Origin of the sequence: Polaromonas sp. (assembly GCF_030689685.1) — a bacterium.
Taxonomy (GTDB): Bacteria; Pseudomonadota; Gammaproteobacteria; order Burkholderiales; family Burkholderiaceae_C; genus Polaromonas.
Genome location: NZ_JAUYEY010000068.1, coordinates 13,370 through 34,333, shown reverse-complemented (window position 1 = coordinate 34,333; position 20,964 = coordinate 13,370). Strand labels below are relative to the sequence as shown.

Annotated in this window: 18 protein-coding genes and 1 pseudogene; 7 read left to right on the top strand and 12 right to left on the bottom strand. The window is 61.0% G+C overall.

Annotated features, from left to right (window positions below; translation table 11 throughout):
• Window position 1 precedes the first annotated feature (1 nt).
• On the top strand, window positions 2-1,120 hold the full coding sequence (gene nadA / locus Q8O29_RS15945; protein ID WP_371134258.1) for a quinolinate synthase NadA: 1,119 nt from the start codon (window positions 2-4) through the stop codon (window positions 1,118-1,120).
• On the opposite strand, the pseudogene Q8O29_RS15940 reads toward nadA, so the two are convergent.
• The 6 genes and pseudogenes from Q8O29_RS15940 to Q8O29_RS15915 all read right to left on the bottom strand — a co-directional run.
• Window positions 1,117-1,518: pseudogene (locus tag Q8O29_RS15940) on the bottom strand (hypothetical protein); the annotation flags it as partial. The gene nadA and the pseudogene Q8O29_RS15940 overlap by 4 nt on opposite strands.
• Window positions 1,519-1,880: 362 nt before the next feature.
• Complete coding sequence (locus Q8O29_RS15935; protein WP_305564530.1) at window positions 1,881-2,426, bottom strand: L,D-transpeptidase; 546 nt, start codon at window positions 2,424-2,426, stop codon at window positions 1,881-1,883.
• 326 nt (window positions 2,427-2,752) lie between these two features.
• Complete coding sequence (locus Q8O29_RS15930; protein ID WP_305564528.1) at window positions 2,753-5,026, bottom strand: filamentous hemagglutinin N-terminal domain-containing protein; 2,274 nt, start codon at window positions 5,024-5,026, stop codon at window positions 2,753-2,755.
• Between the two features lie 46 nt (window positions 5,027-5,072).
• Window positions 5,073-6,731, bottom strand: a complete 1,659-nt coding sequence (locus tag Q8O29_RS15925) for a ShlB/FhaC/HecB family hemolysin secretion/activation protein (RefSeq protein ID WP_305564526.1) — start codon at window positions 6,729-6,731, stop codon at window positions 5,073-5,075.
• A gap of 352 nt (window positions 6,732-7,083) precedes the next feature.
• Entirely contained in the window at window positions 7,084-7,956 is an 873-nt protein-coding gene (locus Q8O29_RS15920; RefSeq protein WP_371134257.1) for a ScpA family protein, read from the bottom strand.
• A 94-nt stretch (window positions 7,957-8,050) separates the two neighbouring features.
• Window positions 8,051-8,269, bottom strand: a complete 219-nt coding sequence (locus Q8O29_RS15915) for a DUF3460 family protein (RefSeq protein WP_305564524.1) — start codon at window positions 8,267-8,269, stop codon at window positions 8,051-8,053.
• A gap of 125 nt (window positions 8,270-8,394) precedes the next feature.
• Here Q8O29_RS15915 and bamE point away from each other — a divergent pair, with 125 nt between their 5' ends.
• Window positions 8,395-8,919, top strand: a complete 525-nt coding sequence (gene bamE / locus Q8O29_RS15910; RefSeq protein ID WP_305564522.1) for an outer membrane protein assembly factor BamE — start codon at window positions 8,395-8,397, stop codon at window positions 8,917-8,919.
• A 78-nt stretch (window positions 8,920-8,997) separates the two neighbouring features.
• Here bamE and Q8O29_RS15905 read toward each other — a convergent pair whose 3' ends face one another.
• Window positions 8,998-10,668: a SulP family inorganic anion transporter gene (locus tag Q8O29_RS15905; protein ID WP_305564520.1), complete on the bottom strand. Its 1,671-nt coding sequence runs from the start codon at window positions 10,666-10,668 to the stop codon at window positions 8,998-9,000.
• A gap of 208 nt (window positions 10,669-10,876) precedes the next feature.
• Between Q8O29_RS15905 and Q8O29_RS15900 the strand changes: the two genes are divergently transcribed.
• On the top strand, window positions 10,877-12,589 hold the full coding sequence (locus Q8O29_RS15900) for a 7TM diverse intracellular signaling domain-containing protein (RefSeq protein ID WP_305564518.1): 1,713 nt from the start codon (window positions 10,877-10,879) through the stop codon (window positions 12,587-12,589).
• Window positions 12,590-12,610: 21 nt separating this feature from the next.
• Here the strand turns inward: Q8O29_RS15900 and Q8O29_RS15895 are convergent, their stop codons facing one another.
• The 5 genes from Q8O29_RS15895 to Q8O29_RS15875 form a co-directional block, all read right to left on the bottom strand.
• Entirely contained in the window at window positions 12,611-12,994 is a 384-nt protein-coding gene (locus tag Q8O29_RS15895) for a type II toxin-antitoxin system VapC family toxin (RefSeq protein WP_305564516.1), read from the bottom strand.
• Window positions 12,994-13,224, bottom strand: a complete 231-nt coding sequence (locus tag Q8O29_RS15890) for an AbrB/MazE/SpoVT family DNA-binding domain-containing protein (protein ID WP_305564514.1) — start codon at window positions 13,222-13,224, stop codon at window positions 12,994-12,996. Before Q8O29_RS15890 ends, Q8O29_RS15895 begins: the two co-directional genes overlap by 1 nt.
• Before the next feature lie 84 nt (window positions 13,225-13,308).
• On the bottom strand, window positions 13,309-15,549 hold the full coding sequence (gene metG, locus Q8O29_RS15885) for a methionine--tRNA ligase (protein ID WP_305564512.1): 2,241 nt from the start codon (window positions 15,547-15,549) through the stop codon (window positions 13,309-13,311).
• Entirely contained in the window at window positions 15,546-15,944 is a 399-nt protein-coding gene (locus Q8O29_RS15880; protein ID WP_305564510.1) for a putative toxin-antitoxin system toxin component, PIN family, read from the bottom strand. The genes metG and Q8O29_RS15880 overlap by 4 nt, the downstream gene beginning before the upstream one ends.
• Window positions 15,945-15,949: 5 nt before the next feature.
• Complete coding sequence (locus Q8O29_RS15875; RefSeq protein WP_305564508.1) at window positions 15,950-16,279, bottom strand: type II toxin-antitoxin system prevent-host-death family antitoxin; 330 nt, start codon at window positions 16,277-16,279, stop codon at window positions 15,950-15,952.
• Window positions 16,280-16,441: 162 nt separating this feature from the next.
• Between Q8O29_RS15875 and apbC the strand changes: the two genes are divergently transcribed.
• From apbC to Q8O29_RS15855, 4 genes are read left to right on the top strand one after another with little or no spacing between them, the layout of a single operon-like run.
• The gene (gene apbC / locus Q8O29_RS15870; protein WP_305564506.1) at window positions 16,442-17,530 is read left to right on the top strand and encodes an iron-sulfur cluster carrier protein ApbC; all 1,089 of its coding nucleotides are present in this window, start codon (window positions 16,442-16,444) and stop codon (window positions 17,528-17,530) included.
• A 4-nt stretch (window positions 17,531-17,534) separates the two neighbouring features.
• Entirely contained in the window at window positions 17,535-18,125 is a 591-nt protein-coding gene (locus Q8O29_RS15865; RefSeq protein WP_305564504.1) for a DUF3305 domain-containing protein, read from the top strand.
• Window positions 18,118-18,816: a DUF3306 domain-containing protein gene (locus tag Q8O29_RS15860; protein WP_305564502.1), complete on the top strand. Its 699-nt coding sequence runs from the start codon at window positions 18,118-18,120 to the stop codon at window positions 18,814-18,816. The genes Q8O29_RS15865 and Q8O29_RS15860 overlap by 8 nt, the downstream gene beginning before the upstream one ends.
• On the top strand, window positions 18,746-20,956 hold the full coding sequence (locus Q8O29_RS15855) for a 4Fe-4S binding protein (protein ID WP_305564500.1): 2,211 nt from the start codon (window positions 18,746-18,748) through the stop codon (window positions 20,954-20,956). Before Q8O29_RS15860 ends, Q8O29_RS15855 begins: the two co-directional genes overlap by 71 nt.
• Window positions 20,957-20,964: the final 8 nt, after the last annotated feature.

Here is a 20,964-nt window from a genome sequence, read left to right as displayed (position 1 = left end):
GATGAGTAAGGTGCAAACCCCTGTTCATTCCCTGGTCCGGATCGACTTTGAACAGCCGGCCTGCCCAACCCGCCACGCCTGGGCGCGGGTGCCGGTGGAGCCGCCGCCCGGCGAGCGTGCGGCGCTCAAGGACCAGATCCGCCGCCTGCTCAAAGAGCGCAACGCGGTCATGGTGTCGCATTACTACGTGCACCCGGACTTGCAGGACCTCGCCGAGGAAACCGGCGGGCTGGTCAGTGATTCGCTGGAGATGGCGCGTTTCGGCCGGGATCATGCAGCGACCACGCTGGTGGTTTCGGGCGTGCGTTTCATGGGCGAAACCGCGAAGATTCTCTCGCCCGGCAAACGCGTGCTGATGCCCGACCTCGATGCGACCTGCTCGCTGGACCTGGGTTGCCCCGTCGACGAATTCAGCGCGTTTTGCGACGCTCACCCGGATCGCACCGTGGTGGTCTACGCCAATACCAGCGCCGCCGTGAAGGCGCGTGCCGACTGGCTGGTGACCTCCAGCTGCGCACTGGACATTGTGCGGGCGCTGAAAGACCAGGGCCAGAAAATCCTGTGGGCGCCGGACAAACACCTGGGCAGCTATATCCAGGTTGAGACCGGCGCCGACATGCTGATGTGGAGCGGCAGCTGCATCGTGCACGATGAGTTCAAAGCCTTTGAACTCGGGGCGCTGATGAAGGACCACCCGAGAGCAAAAGTGCTGGTGCATCCCGAATCGCCGGCCGACGTGATCGCACTGGCCGACGCGGTGGGTTCGACTTCGGGCATTCTGAAAGCAGCGCGCGAGATGGATGCGCAGCAATTCATAGTGGCCACCGACAACGGCATGATGCACAAGCTGCGCACACTCAACCCCGGCAAGATTTTTATTGAAGCGCCCACTGCTGGCGAAAGCGCCACTTGCAAGAGCTGCGCGCATTGCCCGTGGATGGCGATGAACGGCTTGGCGGGCCTGGCGCAGGCGTTGCAAACCATGAGCCCCGAAGTGCAGGTGGACCCGGCGCTGGGTCTGCGCGCGCGACTGCCGATTGACCGGATGTTGGCGTTTACTGCGGCTTTAAAGGCTGGTCAGTCTGTGGGGGGAATGATTTCCGGCATTGGCGCAGCTTAGACTCGAGACGCCTGAACAAACGCTGCAACGTCGTCCCGGCGAACCGACGTTGGCACCAGCACCGTGGGCAAAGCCACCGCATCGGTCTGCGGATAGTCCCGGCTGAAATGCAGGCCCCGGCTCTCATGGCGCGATTGCGCTGAACGCACGATCAATTCGGCCACCTGCACCAGGTTGCGCAGCTCCAGCAGATCCCGTGTGACCCGGAAGTTGGCATAAAACTCGCCGATTTCCGACTGCAGCAGCGCGATGCGGTGCGCCGCGCGCTCCAGGCGCTTGTTGGTGCGGACTATGCCCACGTAGTTCCACATCAGGCGGCGCAGCTCGTCCCAGTTGTGGGCGATCACCACCTGTTCGTCGGCATCGGTCACCTGGCTCTCGTCCCAGTCGGGTAGCGAAGTTTGTGGTAACTACTGTCGCTTGAACAGCGCTGTTTCCCGTTTCACTCCTTCCCGCCTTTGGGGGAAGGCTGGGATGGGGGCTGCGAGCGATGCGAAAGACAGCAGATTTTTATAGACCGCTGGCCCTCACCCCAACCCTCTCCCAAAGGGCGAGGGAGCAATAAAGGCGTATCGCCCGCACTGAGCTGAGTAGTTTGTGCGTCATTTTGGCCTGCAGCCCTTATGTGGCGGGCGTAAGCAGCTCCTGATTTGATAGCGCCTGCATCGCCTTGCGCCAGCACGGCGGCAATGCCGCCCTGGACCCAGCCGCTAGCGCCGTCGGCCAGCGTGCCTTTGGCGAGGCATGGTCTGTGCTCACCTCACCGGCCAGGCTGTTGCACCAGAAGCGGGACGGTGGGTACCGCAGCAAGTACTACAGGTGCCGGTCGCCTTGCTGCGTCATCAAGGTCATAGGATCCGAAAACATCTTGTGCTGCGCGCGTTTCAGGCAGGATGTACACGATGCCATTGGTGCCGGTGAAGGCCGGGCTGACCAGCGTTTCGTAAAACTTTACCGGTACATTGACGCAGCCGTAGGAGATGCGGTTGTCCCGGGGTGTTGCGCTGTTCAGGCGTTGCGCACGCTGTTCGCTGGGTTTGCCCTTGACGACCCGGTGCAGCGAGAGGGCTGTACTGTAATCAATCCAGAGGAATTCCTGACCATGCACGTCCCGGTCCAGAGACGCGACGAAACGTCCTGCGGCTGTCGTGCGCTCCTCGGGGAGGATAGCGGACATTTTGCGGTCACCGATGCCGGGCGCAGAGTCGTCCCCACGCGCCAGGCCGAGCAGCGCAGGCGCTGCGCCTTGCAATTGGCCACCAGCATCAAACATCATAACCCTGGCGCGCACCTTGTCGATGATCATGAAGGGCATGCCCTGGTTGTCGGCGGAGGCAACCACCCAGTTGGCGACGTGTAGTGCCTGGGGAGAAGCTTTCTCCTGGCCGAAGCTGGCTTGCCGGGCACGGCTGCCGGAGGCAACCGCGCTTGGGCTAGATGGTGCTGCTGAAATGGGCGGTGGATGAGTAGTCGGACTGGAATTTCCGCCGGCCCATGCCATTGGCAGTACAAAACCTGCCATCACCAACGCCAGCACCCCGCGCATGGCGCCAGGCCTGTGACCAGAGGCGGGGCGTGACGCTGACGACTGCTGCATCATCGCTACAAGGCAGGGCGCTGGCAGCATGTGTATCAGTTACGCGCTGGTTTGGGCGCATACTGCGGCGCGACATAGGGTGGAGGCGGCGGTTTGAACGGTATGACCGTGGGCGCTACCACCTCTTCTTCCTTGGTGACGAAAAAGACATCGCCAGCGTCAGACATGTAGGTTGGCATCAACCCGGACCGATACGACGCCAAAGTGAAGAGCGCCGGCATGGCTAGCTCTACATAAGGAAGTTCCGTAATACTGCCATCCGGGTTCAAGATGGAACCAGCCCTGACGGCCCCCGGGATAACCGCCGGGACGATCGCCGGCCTGATGGTTCCGGTTGTTTTCTGGACAATGGTTCCACAGCAATTGGTCGCGAGGGCGAATTGGCTGGCATTTGCGCCGCCGAGGGTATAGCCGGTAAAGGTGACTGTCTTGTTCGTTCCTGCGGTCGCATTGTCGAAATTGGCGGTGGCGCCGGAGCCGGCAATCAAGCTCACGCCGGCCGGGGCACCCTTCAGGGAGGTGAGGACCGCCGTGGTTGTACCGTCGAAGTTCTTGGTGACTTCGGGAAAAACCAGCATGCGCTGTGTCAGCGCGCTGTCAACCAGGATGAAACTTGGCAAGTAATCTGTAGGCGCCGCGTACGAGACCGGGTTGTAGTTGATGGTGACCGGTGCATTGGGCCCCGTGATGCTCGGGCGGTTGGCGCCAGTGACATTCATGTTCACGGTGCCGCCGGCAACGCCCGGTCCGGTCCCGTCCGTATCGGCGGTCAGAGTCAGGCCGAGTGGCAGGCCCAGGCTTCGCGAAGGAATGCTGGTGCCCCGGGTCAGGGTGATCTTGGCGTTGACGTTGACATCGTTGGCCGCGCACATCATGAGATTGCCGTCGGTGACCGTGATGGCCGCGCTCTGATTCACGTTGCGGCCTGCGGCCAACAAAACGCTTCCGCGCGTCGTTGAGATGGCCGCATTCACATTGATATCGCGGCCGCAACACACGACAAAGTTGCCATCAACGGCCGTTACGGCCGCATTGATGATCACGTCGCGGTCGGCGTTCAGGGTCAGGGTTGTGGGGGTTCCGCTGGCCGTCCAGCTGACCGCTTCGTTGACGAAAATATCGCCGTTGCCGGGTCCGGGTGCCGTGGTGATGGTGATGTTGTTGGTGACTAGCTGGCCTGACAGCGTGGCGCCGGAAATGTTGCCGCCGGGGCCGATGATGAAGTCCTGCGGGTCGATCAGCCATGTGCCCATCAGGCCCTGCGGCGCGGCGGTGGTGACGCGCACGTCGTCGCGGATTCTGACGTTGGCCGCCGAGGTTTCAATAAAACCGCCATTTCCGCCATTCGGTGCGCTGGCATCCAGCGTGCCGCCGACGTTCATGGTGCCGCTCTGCATGTCGCCCAGGAGCAGGATGGTGCCGTTGCGGTTTCCAATGGTCTGCGCCTGGATCACACCGGTGTTGTTGACCGTGGTTTGCAGCAGGTTGCCAGCCGCCTGGGCCGTCAGCAGCACGCGGCCGCCATCGGCGCGAATCAGACCGCCGTTTTCAACCAGCGCGTTGACAGCACCTTGAGCCACCGACATATTGAGCAGGCCGTCGCCGGCCACGTCCATGGTCACGGCATTGCCGGCGGCAAGCGCCACCGACCCCAGTCTGGCGGAAATGACGCCCTGGTTACTGACCGTTTTGCCCATCAGGGCCACGTAGCCGCCGCCGGCCGCGGTGATGTTGCCCTGGTTGACAACCGAGCCGTTGCCCGCGTCGGTGAAGGCATAGTCGCCGGCCATGAACCTGGCATCGCTAAGACTCATGGTGGACGCGACGAGCCCGCCGACATTGACCTGGGCGCCGCTGCCAAACAGGACGCCGTTCGGGTTGAGCAGAAAGACCCTGCCGTTGGCCGAGAGGTTGCCCATGATGCTGGACGGATCGGCGCCCAAGACCCGGTTCAGTGCCACCGACGTGCTGCCGGGTTGCACAAACTGCACCGTCTGGCCGGCGGCAATGCCGAAGCTTTGCCAGTTGATCACCGTGTTGGCGGTGGACTGCGTGATGGTCGTGGTGGACGCGCCGCTGGTGATGCTGGCGCCGCCGACTGCCACCACGCCGCCTGTAGGCAAGGCGTAGGCAGAGGCGCCCAAGCCGAGCATCAGGCAGGCTGACAGGGCCTTGACAGCGAAGCTCGCGGCGCTGGGCCGTCCCGTCGTGGACGAGGATTTTTTCTTGCCTGCGCCGCCTGCGTTTTCAGACACGGCGACGAAGGCGCCTGAGCTGTCGTTCCAGATGGATTGGTGAATGCGGTTCATGGGGAGTCCTTGTGTGCTGTCGGATTGGCGCGGATGCGGGCAAATGTCAGAAATACTTGATGGCCTGGATCCAGAACCGGCCTGACTTGTCGGGGGCTGAAAGCGCCGGCTCGTTGCCGAGCTTGCGGGCGTAATACGTCCTCACCAGGAAGTTGCCGGGTTCACCCCAACTCGCACCCACGCCGTAAGCGCCCAGGTTTCTGTGGTTGTTCCCGGTGAACCAGGGGTTTTTGTGAATGGTGACGCTGCCGCCGTCGACGAAACCAATCAGGTGCACCTGGCCTGGAACGCGGTCAGAAAGCTTGCCCAGCAGCAGTCTGGCTTCGAGGTTGACCAGGTAGCCCTGGTCGCCGGAGGCTTCACCTTGGGGATAGGCGCGCACACCGGTCATGCCGCCCAAGTCCATCTTCTCCGAGGAATCGAGGTTTTTCGAGGCGACCTGCCCGCTGATGGACCCATAAAGCGACACGAGGTCGGTGACGCGCTGCAGCCGCGTGGCGGTGAAGGCGAGCTTGTTGTAGGAACCGTTGGTGCGGGCGCTCAGCGCATCCGCAGCCAGCGCAGACGGCGTTTGTATGTCGAGGTTGCCGATCGACCAGGTCAGCGAATAAGCGCTGATCCCGCCGCCGCCCAGATTGTCGCGGTGGTTGCCATAAAGACTGGCCATCAACACGTCCGCTTTCTTGTCGGTGACTGATCGCGGGATGGTGTTGTCGATCCTGTCCTGGAAAGTCCGGGCTTCATACGTGAGCTGGCCGTACAGGTTGGTGTTGCGCGAGCGGATCAGCGGACGGATGGCGTAGATGCTGGCAATCTCTGCCGTGCCGTTGGCCTGCAGGGACTCGAATTCCTCGCCCAGCTCATACTCCAGCCGGCTGTAAGCGACGCCCACGGTGGTTTTGCCGAACGGCACCTGATAGGACGCACGACCGTAGTTGAGCCCCGAACCGGAAGTGACGGCGCGCACGCTGGCCTGGTCGCCCAGCCCCAGCGGATTGTTGAGGTTGACGGTCGCGCCGAGGCGGTATTCCCCGGTATAGCGGTTGCCGGCGTTGTCGAAGTCGATGCTGCCGCTCACGCGTTTGCCCGGCGTGAGGTCCACAATGAGGTCGGAAGTACCCGGCGTAGCGCCCGGGACCAGCGTCGATTTGACATTCACGCCCGGCGTGTCCGAGAGCAGCAACAGGCGGCTCTCCAGCGGGTCATTGGTGATGGGGTCGCCGCTGTTCAGGCCGTCAAGCAGTCGGTAGGCCTGATTGTCGGAAAGCGTGCTCTGGTTGCGCAGGATGATCTTGCCGTATTGACCTTCGCTGACTTCGATGGTGACGGTGTCGTCCGCTATTTGTTGCGCGGGCAGGTAGGCCCGGGCCACGAAATAGCCGTTCTTGGCATAGTGCGTCGTGATCTTCGACGCCATGCCGCGCAGGTCGGTGAGCGTGAGTTCGGTCCCTGGCGTGAAGCCCGTGATCGCAATGAGCTCGGCTTCGGTATAGGCCTTTGCACCGGTGACGCGCAGGCTGCGAACCAGGATTTTGGCCTCATCGGCTGCCGAGGTGGCGGGCGCGCTTCCCCGTTCGATGCGGATTTCAGGCGGTACTTTCTGTGGGGCCGGCGCTGGCGGGAGTTGCTGAATCTGACTGCCGGCGCCGGGGAGCTGCTGGGCAAAGGCGTGTTGGCTCAGTGCCAGCAGCGCAAAAGGGAGCACTCCTCTTGCGAGAACGGTGGGAAGGGGACTGCGATTTTTCTCACGGTCGCGGGGGGTGGGTGACGCGAGGCAGGAGCTGGGGAAGATCTGTCGGGGTCTTTGCGGGGTCATGATGGTTCACCTGAAGTTCAAGCCCATCATGTCTGTAACTAATGTAAAACGCTGTAGGACAATGAGCTTTCCATCGGTGGTTGAATTACTAAAATCACAATTTCGTTACTGATCAGTAATTATGATAAATGTGATAATTCATCAGATTTTACGTTCGTAATTCGCTGCGAGCATCGCATCAACCAACCGCAGGACGCGACGGACGGTCCATTGTGGGTCGCGCCGTCGGCACGCCGCAAGATCAGGCAGTTGTGTAGGCCAGGCGCACGTAGATAGGCGCATAGGCCTCGGCCTGGGTCACGTCGACCAGGCCTTCCTTGGACAGCTCCAGCAGCGCGATGAAGGTGACCACCAGTACCGGCATGCCGCGGGTGGGGTCAAACAGCGCTTCAAACTCGACAAACTTCTGCCCTTGCAGCTTGCGCAGCACGATGCTCATGTGTTCGCGCACCGAGAGTTCTTCTCTGGAGATCACATGGTGCTGCACCAGCCGCGCGCGGCGGGCGATGCCCTGCCAGGCTTCCTGCAGATCGACCACGGTGACATCCGGGAAACGCGGCTGCAGCGCCTGCTCCACGTAGACCTGGGCGCGCAGAAAGTCGCGGCCGTACTGCGGAATCTCATTGAGCTTGTGCGCGGCCAGCTTGATCTGCTCGTACTCCAGCAGGCGGCGCACCAGCTCGGCGCGCGGGTCTTCCGCTTCCTGGCCACTGGCCACTTTTTTCGGCGGCAGCAGCATGCGCGACTTGATTTCAATCAGCATCGCCGCCATCAACAGGTATTCAGCGGCCAGCTCCAGGTTGGTGCTGCGGATCTCGTCCACATACACCAGGTACTGGCGCGTCACCGCCGCCATCGGGATGTCGAGAATGTTGAAGTTCTGCTTGCGAATCAGGTAGAGCAGCAAATCCAGCGGGCCTTCGAAGGCTTCCAGGAAGACCTGCAGCGCGTCCGGCGGGATGTACAAATCCTGCGGCATCGCAAACAGCGGCTCGCCATACAGTTTGGCCAGCGCCACCTGGTCGATCACGCCTGGCATCCCAGGCAGCGCCAGTACGCCGGCGGGCTGGCCCGGCTCGGACGGGGAGGGTGGCAGTTCGGTGATGCTGGTCATGGCGGACGCGGCTGGGGCTCAGTCGCTATGAAAAAAATAGCTATCGACGCCCGCCCAGCATGGGCTGGAGGCCTTTTTGACCATTAATTCCAGCCTACTTGCTGTTCGGGTGGCCGCTGGTGCCGTAGACATAGGGCTGCTGCGGAACGGCGGCGTCCAGGTAGTCGGCCTGCTCGGAGAGGTCCAGCTTCTTGTCCCACCAGATGGCGCGCCCCTGGCGCTGCTCGGCCTCCAGCGTGGGCTTGTTGGCCTTGAGTTCTTCGATGAAGTTGGTGACTTCCGAGGTGTAGTGCGGCCGGGCGAAGATGGACATGGGATTAAACTGCCTGAAGCTGAAGTTGGCTGATTTTACCGGGGACCGCCATGCACCTGTCTTTCTTTGCTTTCCGGGGGAAAGCGGCGCTGGCAGCCCCGCTTATCACAAGGTGGCTCCTCATCATGGGACTGTTGTCGGCCCTGCTGGGCCTGGTGGGCTGCGACCCCCAGCGCATTGCGGAACTCGAGGAGGGCGTGGCCACCGAGGCCGATGTCCGCACGAAGTTCGGCGAGCCCGAAAAGATCTGGAGCGCCGCCGACCTGGCTGGCAACCCGTTTCCCGGCGCGGCGGCCCAGCCCGGCGCCCGCACGCTGGAGTACAACCGCCAACCCCAGGGCCAGGTCAACTACATGATCACCATCGCCGCCGACGGAAAGATGAGCGCCCTGCGTCAAGTGCTCACGCCGCAGAACTTTGCGCTGGTGCTGCCCGGCATGCCCATGGAGCAGGTGCGCAAAATGCTCGGCAAGCCGATGAAAATCACGCCGATGGCCCTCAAGCGCGAGACCCATTACGAGTGGCGCTATAGCGACGGGCCGAACACGCCGCGGATTTTTCGGGTCGAGTTTGACAGCGACCTGAGGGTGTTACGGACTGGTTCGGTGCCCGACGAAAGCCAGCCGGGCGTCAACGGCAATGTGACCTGACGCCTGTTAAAAAAACGAGCCAAATAGCCCTCCAGCCCTTTACAGACAAGGGAAAGTAGCTATGCTATTGATAGCGTTTCAGGCTTCCTCGATTTTGGCCAGAAAGCCTGAGCGCTCCATCACGTGGCGCGGCTGGGCGTTCAGGCCGGAGATCACCAGCTTGCCCTCACGCAGCACGATGGCCTTGTGCAACTGCCCCAGCACATCGAGTCCCGACGCATCCAGCGACTGCAGCGACTGCGCATCTAGGCGCACCAGCAGGCCGCGCGGCGCACTTTCGACCGCCGACAGGATGGGGTCGATCTTGGCGACCGCGCCGAAAAACAGCGAGCCGTAGAGCTGGAAGCAAATGGAGTCGTCGCTGCGCGCTGTCTCCACCACCTGGAACAGGCTGCTCATGCGCCGAACAAACAGCACGCAGGCCAGCAACAGCCCGACCTGCAGCGCCACCGTGAGGTCGAACACCACCGTGAGAAAAAAAGTGCCCAACATCAGCAGGCGGTAATGGCTGCTGTACTGGCGCATCAGCGCAAACTCGTGCCATTCGCCCATGTTCCAGGCCACGTAGAGCAGCATGCCGGCCAGCACCGCCAGCGGCACATGCATCGCCAGCGGCGCGGCCACCAGCACAATCACCACCAGCATCAGCGCATGCACCAGCCCCGCGACGGGTGAGCTGGCGCCGGAGCGCACATTGGTCACGGTGCGGGCAATCGTGCCGGTGGCTGGCATGCCGCCGAAAAAAGGCACGACAAAATTCGCCACGCCCTGGGCCATCAGCTCCTGGTTGGGGTCGTGTTTGGGCAGGCCCGAAAGCTGGTCGGCCACACGCGCGCACAGCAGCGACTCCACCGCGCCCAGCATGGCAATCGTCAGCGTCGGCGCGAACAGCAGGCGCACCGTGTCCCACGAAAAGTCCGGCAGCGCAAACGGCGGCAGGGCGCGCGGAATGCCGCCGAAACGCGAGCCTATGGTCTCGACCGGCAGGTTCAGAAAAAAGGCAAACGTCGTTAGCGTCACCAGCGCCACAATCGGGCCCGGCACACGCGAGGCGGCGCGGGTGGCGCGCAGTAGCTGCACCCCTTCGACCGCCTGCACCACTTTGACCAGGCGCGCCGCCAGGCCCTTGCCGGCCGCATCGCGTGGCGCGAACAGCTTGGGCCACAGGATTAATCCCAGAAAACACACCAGGCCCAGGCCCAGCGCATAGGCGTTGAAGGAGCCGATGTGCAGGCTGATGGCCTTGATTTGCGAGAAAAAATCCGCTGGCATTCTGGCGATCTCCAGGCCCAGCAACTCCTTGAGCTGCGACAGCGCGATCAGCACGGCGATGCCGTTAGTGAACCCGACCACGATGCTGACCGGCACATAACGCACCAGCGTGCCCATCTTGAGCAGGCCCAGCAAAAACAGGATGACGCCGGCGCAGGCGGTAGAGATCAGCAGGTTGGGCAGGCCGTAGCGCTCGACAATGCCGTAGACAATCACGATGAAGGCGCCGGCCGGTCCGCCGATCTGCACCGCCGAGCCGCCCAGCAGGGAGATCAGCCCGCCCGCGATGATCGCCGTCCAGATGCCGGCCTGTGGCGACAGGCCCGAGGCAATGGCAAAAGCCATGGCCAGCGGCAGTGCCACAATGCCGACCGTCAGGCCTGCGCCCAGGTCCTTGCCGAAGCGCTCACGCGTGTAGCCTTTCAGGGCGGAGAAGATGCGGGGACGAAAAGGGGCGAGGTAAGCGGGTAAATTCATCAAAAAATCCAGATCACCGACCACGGCCATCCTCTACCTGTGGGATGGTCAGGCCACAAGCCTCTTGTTAAAGTGCAGTGTGGTTTGGATGCACAAGCTAAATTCCAAAACACCTTGAGTGGTTATCTTAAGGCTGCTCTCTGCTCTCTGATTGCTCTCCGATTTAATGCTACTTCTTATCCGCCGTGTGACCTTGCTTTTGAGTAGCTTGCGAGCAAGCCCCGCCTTGTGGGGCCAATGGCGCGCTCTGCCGGGTATTTTTCTGCTTGCGCTGGCGAGTGGCTCGCTGGCCTCGGCACATCGTGAACTGGAGTCCGGCGAGCCATGGTTTGGCCAGCACGGTGAGGCCCAGGTCCTGATTGATGTGTCTGGCGAGCAGACGCCCGATCAGGTGCAACAGCGTTTCGAGCGCGGCGAAGCCTCGCCGACCCAGGTGGACCGCATCATGCCGACGGGTGGCGTGTCGTCCATGTGGTACCAGCTCGCCTTGCCCGCCGTGAATGTGCCCACCTTGCGGGTGCTGGCCTTGCCGCACCCCGGCATGAATCGGGTGAATTTTTACCGACCGCTGGCCGCAGGCGGCTGGCGCGTTGAACAATCGGGGGATTCAATTGCGGTGGCCGACTGGCCGCTGCGCTACCTGCACCCGGCTTTTGAGTTTGTGCAGCAGCCCGACGAGATGCGCCCCACCTACCTGCGGGTGCAGCACAGTCACCCCATCAATGTGCGCTGGACGCTCTGGAGCATGCGCGACTTCCAGGAGTCCAGCAAACGCTGGCATTTGCTGCTGGGTGCCTACATGGGGCTAGTGGGGCTGGTGATCTTGCTTTGCGTCGTCAACGCCTATACCTGGCGCGACTCGATTCATTCTTATTACGCCGCTTATGTCGCTGTCATCGCCGTCGGGCAGATGTCCTTGACCGGTCTGGCCGGCGAGTATTTTTGGCCGCGTAACCCGTGGTGGAACGATGTTGCATCGAATGTGCTGCCGATGGCCGGTGCTGCGCTGGGCCACCTTTTCATGCGCCAACTGGTGCTTGACCGTGGTGCCCGCTGGGCCACCCGCCTCATGCTTGCCATGGCGGCCACTGGTGTCGGCTTGGCGCTGGGTTTTCTATTGCTGGGGCGCGATCCATTTTTTGCCATCAGCGGCCCCTACTACCTGGCCAGTTTTGCCGTCTACCTGGGTGCGGCGCTGTGGTACGCCTGGCGCATTCCGCGCGTGGGCCTGTGGGTGCTGGCGGGAATGCTGGCCCTGCTGGCCGGGGCGGTGTTTCCCATTTTGCGAAACATGCAGCTGCTGCCTATTTCCTTTCTGACGCAATACGGCGCGCAGTTGGGCGCCGCTGTCGAGATTCCCCTGCTGCTGGTCGCCCTGTATCTGCGCAGCCGGGAGCAGCGTCAAACCATGGCTCGCGTGGGCGCCATGGCCACGGCCGACCCGCTCACGGGGGCGGCCAACCACCAGGTCATGCTGCAGCGCCTGGCGCATTTGCTGGAGCACCAGCAGCGCGACCCCGGCGCCGGCGTGGTGATACGTGTGCGTATCGGCAATATCCATGACATCCGGGCCGAATACGGCTTGCAGGTGGCGCAGATGGCGCTGGTCCATGCGGGCGCCTGCATCAGCCAGGTGGTCAGGGAAGGCGACACCGTGGCGCGACACCGCGACGGCGATTTTGTGCTGATTTTGCAGGGCCGGATGGAGCGGGACGATATCTCGAGCATAGGCCAGCGGCTGATTGCGCGCGGCTTGGCCCCAAGCGATGTGTTACCCCCGGGGGCTGTGCTACAGCTCAAGCTGGGCATTGCCGCTGCACCTTTTCAGGCGCAGGATGTGGCAGCTTTGCTGCAGGCGCTGGAAGCTGTGGTCACCGAGCTGGCGGCGCGACCGGGCAAAGCGTTGCGTTTCGTGGCCTGAGGAGGGCTATTGCAAATGGGCTCAGCCCTGAGGCGGCTTGACCTCAAAGTGCACGCCCGGAAGACCCTGGTAATCGGCATCCTGTGTCCAGAAGGTGGCATCGAATTCGCGGGCAATGCTGTACATCACTGCGTCAGCCATGGCCAAACCATGCCTTTGCGCTACTTCGGATGCGGATACGGCCCGGGCGTCGGTCAGGTCAACGACGGTGCCTCGGCGCATCAAGCCCAGACATGCATCGCGCCGTGATGCGTCGGTGGCGCGACTGAGAAAACGATGAACTTCAAAAATCGATAGAGACGGCACGATCAACTGATGGGTCCGCTCTATCGCTGGGGCAAAGTTGTCAGCGCGAACGGAGTCTACCAAGTACTCAATCCAACCAGAAGAGTCAACGACGTTCATCAAAATCGATCAGGCTCTTTGGGAATCGTCGTATCAATATTCCCGAGGTGGCGCAAGATTCCGCGATACGCGCTCACGGGCAACTCCGCCTCCAGCCGGGTCTGTTTTCCGTCGTAAATGAATTTCACTTTGGAGCCCTCGATCAGGCCAAGTTTGGTGCGCAACGCGGCGGGCACCGTAATTTGCCCTTTGCTGGTCATGGTTGCTTCGAGTTCGAGAATGGCGGACATGACGCTCTCCTTTGTTGCAAGGATGTAAGTTTACACCAAAAGTAAGGAGAAATAAAATTCCTTACTTTCGTCTTACGGGGGCAGTCAAGCCACCCGCATCCCTGGTGTCGCACCAAGCGAAGGCTCCAGCACATAGATGCCCGGTTGGGTTTTCCCGTCGGCATGGCTGGCGGCCAGCACCATGCCTTCGCTGACGCCAAACTTCATCTTGCGCGGTGCCAGGTTGGCGACCATGACTGTGTGCTTGCCGATCAGGTCGGCCGGTTTGTAGGCTGAGGCAATGCCGCTGAAGACGTTGCGCATGGTTCCTTCGCCCACATCCAGTGTCAGGCGCAGCAGCTTGGTTGAACCCTCGACGGCTTCGCAATTCACGATGAGCGCGATGCGCAGGTCGATTTTGGCGAAGTCGTCAATCGTGATGGTGGGGGCGATGGCCTCGCCCCCCGGTTCGCTCCCTCTCCCTCCGGGAGTGGGTTGGGGTGAGGGCTCTGCGGTAGGCGGCTCAAACAATGCATCAAGTTGTTGGATGTCGACGCGTTGCATCAGGTGCTGGTAAGTTCCGATTCGGTGACCCCACGGCAACTTTTCGTCGATTGATGCCCAAGTCTGGACTGGTAAATTGAGAATTTCTTCGACTTTTCCCGCCAATGCTGGCAGTACCGGCTTGAGATAAATAGTAATTAGCTTGAATGCGTTGAGCGTTGATACACAAATTGCATTCAAATCCGCAAGTCGATCTTCTTTGGCCAATATCCAAGGCTTTTTTGAATCAAAGTTTTGATTCACCACATCGCAAAGCTCCATGATCCGCCGGAGGACTTTGCCGAATTCTCGTCGCTCGTAATCCTGCGCAATATTCTCTGCATTGGATCTAATTGTCGTAAGCATGATTTCGTCCGGCAAGCCTCGAAATGCCTCGAATGCATAAGCAAATTCTTTTTCGAAATCAGAATTCGGTCCGGCAAGTGCAACGGTCATCTTTGTCGAACTCTTGGCAAATTGGGCGTCCGTTTGAGGAAGGATTTGCCCAGAAAAATGTTTCGTGACAAATCCCGCAGCACGTGAAGCAATATTCACATACTTGCCGATCAAGTCGCTGTTCACCCGCGCCATGAAATCATCAGCGTTGAAGTCAATGTCTTCATTGCGTGCATTGAGCTTGGCTGCCAGGTAGTAGCGCAGCCATTCCGGGTTCATGCCCAGGCTCAGGTACTTCAGCGGGTCCAGCCCCGTGCCGCGGCTTTTGCTCATTTTTTCGCCGTTGTTGACGGTCAAAAAGCCGTGTACAAATACGTTGTCGGGCGTCTTGCGGCCGCTGAAATGCAGCATCGCCGGCCAGAACAGGGTGTGGAAGGTGACGATGTCCTTGCCGATGAAGTGGTACTGCTCCAGCCCGGGGCTGGCCATGTAATCGTCATAACTTTCACCACGCTTTTCGAGCAGGTTCTTCAGCGAAGCCAGATAGCCGACAGGTGCGTCCAGCCACACATAAAAATACTTGCCTGGTGCGTCGGGGATCTCGATGCCAAAGTAAGGCGCATCCCGGCTGATGTCCCAGTCGCCCAGGCCTTCGCTTTTGCTGCCGTCAGGGTTGGTGCGAACGCTGAACCATTCCTTGACCTTGTTGGCCACCTCGGGCTGCAGCCGAGGCTTGCCGGACTCATCTGGGTCCTGCGTCCATTTTTCAAGAAAGTCCACACAGCGCGGGTCGGACAGTTTGAAGAAAAAGTGCTCTGAACTCTTGAGCACGGGCGTTGCGCCCGACAAGGCCGAATACGGATTGATCAGATCCGTGGGCGCATACACCGCGCCGCAGTTTTCGCAGTTGTCGCCGTACTGGTCTTTGGTGCCGCACTTAGGGCAGGTGCCCAAGATGTACCGATCCGGCAAAAACATGTTTTTTTCAGCATCAAAAAACTGCTCAATGCTTTTGGTCTCAATCAGCGAGCCGTGCGGGTTGTCACGCAAATCGCGGTAGATCTGCCGTGCCAGTTCGTGGTTTTCCGGCGCATCGGTCGAGTGCCAGTTGTCAAAGCTGATGTGAAAGCCATCCAGGTAGGGCTTGCGGCCGGCGGCGATGTCGGCCACAAACTGCTGTGGGGTTTTGCCGGCTTTTTCGGCGGCGATCATGATGGGCGCGCCGTGCGCGTCGTCTGCACAGACGAAGTTCACCGCCACGGGGGACCCGTCGTCATTCACCTGCATGCGTTGAAACCGCACCCAGATGTCGGCCTGGATGTACTCCATGATGTGCCCGATGTGGAAATTGCCGTTGGCGTACGGCAGGGCGGTGGTGACGAAAAGTTTTCTTTTTTCTTGAGTCATAGTCGGTCAATCAATTCGCGGGCGGTCAATACGGGGTAGTCTTTTTTGCAGGCTAAAACATCTTTATCGCCTGAGATGATGAGATCGGCGTGCCCTTGGTCGTAAAGCGCAAAAAGATAATCGTCTCGGGGATCGCGACAAACGGCCGGCAACGGCGCGAGAAGCGCTTTCCAGTGACAGGACTCGCGCATTTCATGGAGCAATTTCTCGACGGGTTCGACGCCTTGGGCTATTCTTGAAATCAGATAGGGGCGTGTGAGCGCAGCCCTCAATTCGGAAAGCTGAATCTCGCAACATACCCAGTCAAAGTGTCCCGCACGCCATGCGCCCAGTACGGCACCGGGTACGGAGCTTGGCTTGAGTACGCTTGAGAAAATCAAGTTGCTGTCAATCACCAGCCTCATTTTTTGGCGCTTGGGAGCGAAGACGCTGAAGAGGTGGTCTTTGCTTGCTGGCCTATTTCATCGCGCGCTTCTTCCAATGCTTGGGCGGCTAGTTTTTCAACTTCTTCCTCACTCAAGTCCTCGAACCCTTTGGCAATTTGTGCCCAAGCGCGCTCAAACTCGCCATCATTCTGGCGACGCATTCGCTCAAACGTGGCCATGTCAACCAAGGCCGCGACTGGCTTGCCCGCTTTGGTGATGACGATGTTGTCGTGGCGGTACTGCACGCCGTTGAGCAATTCGCCCAAAGTTTGGCGTACGGTCATGGCGGTGGCTTCACGCAGCATGGTGCAACTCCTGTGTGGTATTTACTGTATCAATTCATGCAATTATATCAATCGATATAATTGCATCAATTCACAAAGCCGATAGACGGCTCCGGTAGACTGTCCGCTTGCTACGCTTAAGTCCCAGATCGCCTCCGAGTTTCCCCTCATACCGACCTTCTCATGCCCACAAACGAAAATATTTTGACTGCGCTTCAGCTGGTTTTAGACCCCAACACGGGCCAGGACTTTGTCAGCACCAAAGCCCTGAAAAACCTGCATATCGCTGGCGACGACGTCTCGTTTGACGTGGAGCTCGGTTACCCGGCCAAAAGCCAGCTCGCGGGCATCCGCAAGCTGCTGATTGCAGCGGTCAAAGGTGTGGCCGGTGTGGGCAATGTATCGGTCAACGTGAGCTTCAAGATCGCCAGCCACAGCGTGCAGCGCGGCGTGCAGTTGCTGCCCAACGTGAAAAACATTGTGGCTGTGGCTTCCGGCAAGGGCGGCGTGGGCAAAAGCACCACCGCCGTGAATCTGGCTCTGGCGCTGGCGGCCGAGGGCGCCAGTGTGGGCCTGCTGGATGCCGACATTTACGGCCCCAGCCAGCCGATGATGATGGGCATTGAAGGCCGGCCTGAAAGTGTGGATGGCAAAAACATGGAGCCGATGGAGAACTACGGCATTCAGGTGATGTCGATTGGTTTTCTGGTGGCGCAGGACGAGGCCATGATCTGGCGCGGCCCGATGGCGACACAGGCGCTGGAGCAGTTGCTGCGCCAGACCAACTGGCGCGATCTGGACTACCTGATCGTGGACATGCCGCCCGGCACCGGCGACATCCAGCTGACGCTGAGCCAGCGTGTGCCCATGACCGGCGCGGTGATTGTCACCACGCCGCAGGACATTGCGCTGCTCGATGCGAAAAAGGGCATCAAGATGTTCGAAAAAGTGGGTGTGCCGATTCTGGGCATTGTCGAAAACATGGCTGTCCATGTGTGCAGCAACTGCGGCCATACCGAACATATCTTTGGTGAAGACGGCGGCAAGAAGATGGCGGCCGACTACAACATGCCTTACCTGGGCGCGCTGCCGCTGGACATGCAGATCCGCCTGCAGGCCGACAACGGCCGGCCCACCGTGGTGGCTGACCCTGATGGTGAGGTGGCCGGTATTTACAAGGCGGTAGCGCGCCAGGTGGCCATCACCATTGCGGCCAAGGCGAAAGATTTTTCCGCCAAATTCCCGACCATCAAGATATCGAAAGACACCTGAGCTGATGACCACTTCCGGCTTCCTCCTGCAGTCACCCCCAGAGGAAGGGGTGCAGCGGCCCTGCGTGGAGGTCGCGGTGCTGATGCGCCGTGAGCGCATCGACAACCGGTGGCAACCATGGCGCTGGTCGCTTGCCGACATCGTGCCCCAGGAAGACGGATTCGGTGCGCAGCCGCGCCTGTTGCTCAAGGACGCGAACGAAGAGCGCTGGCTGCACCCCGGCTTCAAGGTCGAGCTTTTCACCGACGACGCAGAAGGTTATTACCTCAATGTGTCCACCTCCCAGCCCTGTTTTTGGGTGGTTTGGCGCATGGAGGAGGAAGCTGCGCTGGCCGATGAGCCGGTTGCCGTGCCGCAGATCGTGACGCTCAGCTATCACGATGCCGGACGCTGGCTGGACGCGCAGGAAACGGTGGAGCAGGTGGCCGCGCCGCGCGATGTGGTGGAGTGGGTGCAGGCTTTTGTGGATGCCCATTACGTGCTGGAGGCCAAACGCCGGCAACGCCCACAAAGCTTCAAGTCACTGCAGGACCGGTTTGGCAATCCGGCGCGTGTGAGCACCGACAAGACGTTTGGAGGCGGTGGTCATGGCTGAAGAGTCCCCCGGATTTCTGGGCCGTTGGGCCCGCCGCAAGACGGACGTCGTGCAGGGCAAACCGATGGCCGAACCCGTGCCGCCTGTGCCCGTTCCGGTCGTGGTTCCACCAGCAGTTTCGTCACAGGGCGGGGTGGCGTCAGCGTCAGCGTCGGCGCCAGTGACCGAAGCCGCCAGCGAGCCCGAAAAAATTCTGTCGCTCGACGATGTGAAGCTGTTGAACAAGGACTCGGACTTCAAACCTTTCATGGCCGGCAATGTCGGCGCTGAAGTGCGCAACGCGGCAATGAAGAAACTGTTTGCCGACCCGCATTTCAACATCATGGACGGCCTCGATATCTACATCGACGACTATTCGAAGCCCGATCCCATTCCCGAGTCCATGCTGCGGCAGATGACCAGCTCGAAGTTTCTCAAGCTGTTCGACGCTAAAGAGGAAGACGCTGACGCACCGAAAACCCCTGCGGCAGCCTTACCGCGGGAAAATGCGAATCATCCCGCAGATAAAACCGTGGCACAGTCCCATGAAAGTTCAGACATAAGCCGTCCGGACCTGCCCCACACCGAACATCCCAGCCAACCTGAGCCATTGCCTGGCTCCGGCGCCAGCCAAGAAGACCATGCCCACACTGATTTGCGACTGCAACCAGACCATGCCGCTCCAGCCCCAGACGCTGGGCGCGGCACTTAATGAAACCCTGACCCTCCATTCGGCGCTGTGCAGGCGCGAGGCGGGTGCCTTCCAGAAAGCGATTCAGTCGGGTGATGATGTCATCGTCGCCTGCACCCAGGAAAAACGTCTGTTCGCCGAAGTGGGGCGGCAAACGGCTGGCGCCAGTTCGGTAGTTAAGTTCGTCAACATCCGCGAAACGGGTGGCTGGGGCAGGGACGCTGCGCGCGCCATGCCCAAGATTGCCGCCTTGCTGGCGGCGGCACATCTTCCGGACGCCGAGCCCGTGGCCACGGTGACCTACAAAAGCGCAGGCCGTCTGCTCATCGTTGGCGCGCTGGACCAGGCCGAACAGGTCGCGGCGCTGGTCGCCGACACGCTGGACGTGACCATTTTTGCGCGCGGTGTTTCCCCCCAGCCGCTGGCCGGCTTGCCCGGCCAGGAGCGCAAGTACCCGGTCATCAGCGGCGACAAACTCACGCTTTCCGGCTGGCTCGGTGCCTTTGAAGCCAGGTGGGACAAAAGCAACCCGATTGACCTGGACTTGTGCACCCGCTGCAATGCCTGCGTGGCCGTGTGTCCCGAAGGTGCGATAGACCTCAGCTACCAGATCGACAGCAACAAGTGCACCTCGCACCGCGATTGCGTGGCCGTCTGCAAGGTGGCCGGTGCCATTGACTTTGGCCGCGAGGCCCAGCCGCTCAGCGAGGCCTTTGACCTGGTGCTGGACTTGGGTGAAAAACCGCTGGTGGTGCTGCATGCGCCGCCGCAAGGCTACTTTGCCCTGGATGGGGCGCAGGGCCTGGCTTCTCCTGGCCTGCTGGCGACGGTGGTCAAGCTGCGCGACATGGTGGGCGAGTTCGAAAAACCCAAATTTTTCGCCTACAAACAGACACTGTGTGCCCACAGCCGGAACGAAACCATTGGCTGCAATGCCTGCGTGGATATCTGTTCAGCGGGCGCTGTCAGCAGCCAGATATCCGCCGCCGGGCCGCCCCAAGGCGGGGTGCGCCCCCTCGGGGGGCAGCGCAGCGTGGGGGCCGCAGATTTTCGTCAGCAAATTTTTGTCAACCCCAACCTGTGTATAGGTTGCGGCGCCTGCACCACGGTTTGCCCCACCGGTGCGTTGACCTATGCCTACCCGCGCGCCAGCGAGCAGGGCGTGCGTCTCAAGACCTTGCTGGCCACCTATGCCAAAGCCGGTGGCCGACAGGCTGTGGTGTTGTTTCACAGCCAGGGCAGCGGTCAGCAAGCTGTCGAAGCGCTGGGCCGCGCCGCGCAGTTGCACAAAAACCTGCAAGGCATGCCTGCCAACGTCATTCCCCAGGCCTTGTGGCACACCGCGAGTGTGGGGCTGGACCTCTGGCTGAGCGCGATTGCATTTGGGGCGTCCCAGGTGGCCGTGCTGGTGACCGACGAAGAGGCGCCCGCCTACCTGGCGGGACTGACTGAGCAAATGGCGGTGGCCCAGGCCGTGCTCCATGGCATGGGCTACAGCGGCCTGCACTTTCACTTGCTGCAAGGCCCTGGTGCGCCAGACGCCGGGGCGCTGGCCGCGCTTGATGCCAGCCTGAAAAAGCTGGCCGGTCACCAGCCGGTGGTCCCGGCAGCGGCAGCCCGGTTTGCGGTGGCGCAGGAAAAACGCAGCACGCTGGACATGGCGCTGGACCACCTGATGACGCAGGCGCCAACGTCTTTGCCTGAGCTGATAGAACTTCCGGCGAAGGGCTCACCTTTTGGCAGCCTGCTCGTCGACAAGCAGGCCTGCACGCTGTGCCTGAGTTGTGTCAGTGCCTGCCCGTCCAGTGCCCTGCAGGACAACCCGGAGCGGCCCCAGCTCAAGTTCATCGAGAAAAATTGCGTGCAGTGTGGCCTGTGCGCCACGACCTGTCCGGAAGATGCCATCACCCTGCAACCGCGCTTGCTGCTCACACCGCAAAGAAAGGAGGCGCGCGTGCTCAACGAGAGCCAGCCTTATCAGTGCATACGCTGCAGCAAACCCTTCGGCACCCTGAAAGCGATTGAATCCATGCTTGGCAAACTTGCGGGCCACGCTATGTTCCAGGGCGCGGCGGCAGAGCGGCTGAAGATGTGCAGCGACTGCCGCGTCATTGATATTTATTCGGCCGACAACGAAGTCAAGATCACTGATATCCGATAACCCCCGTA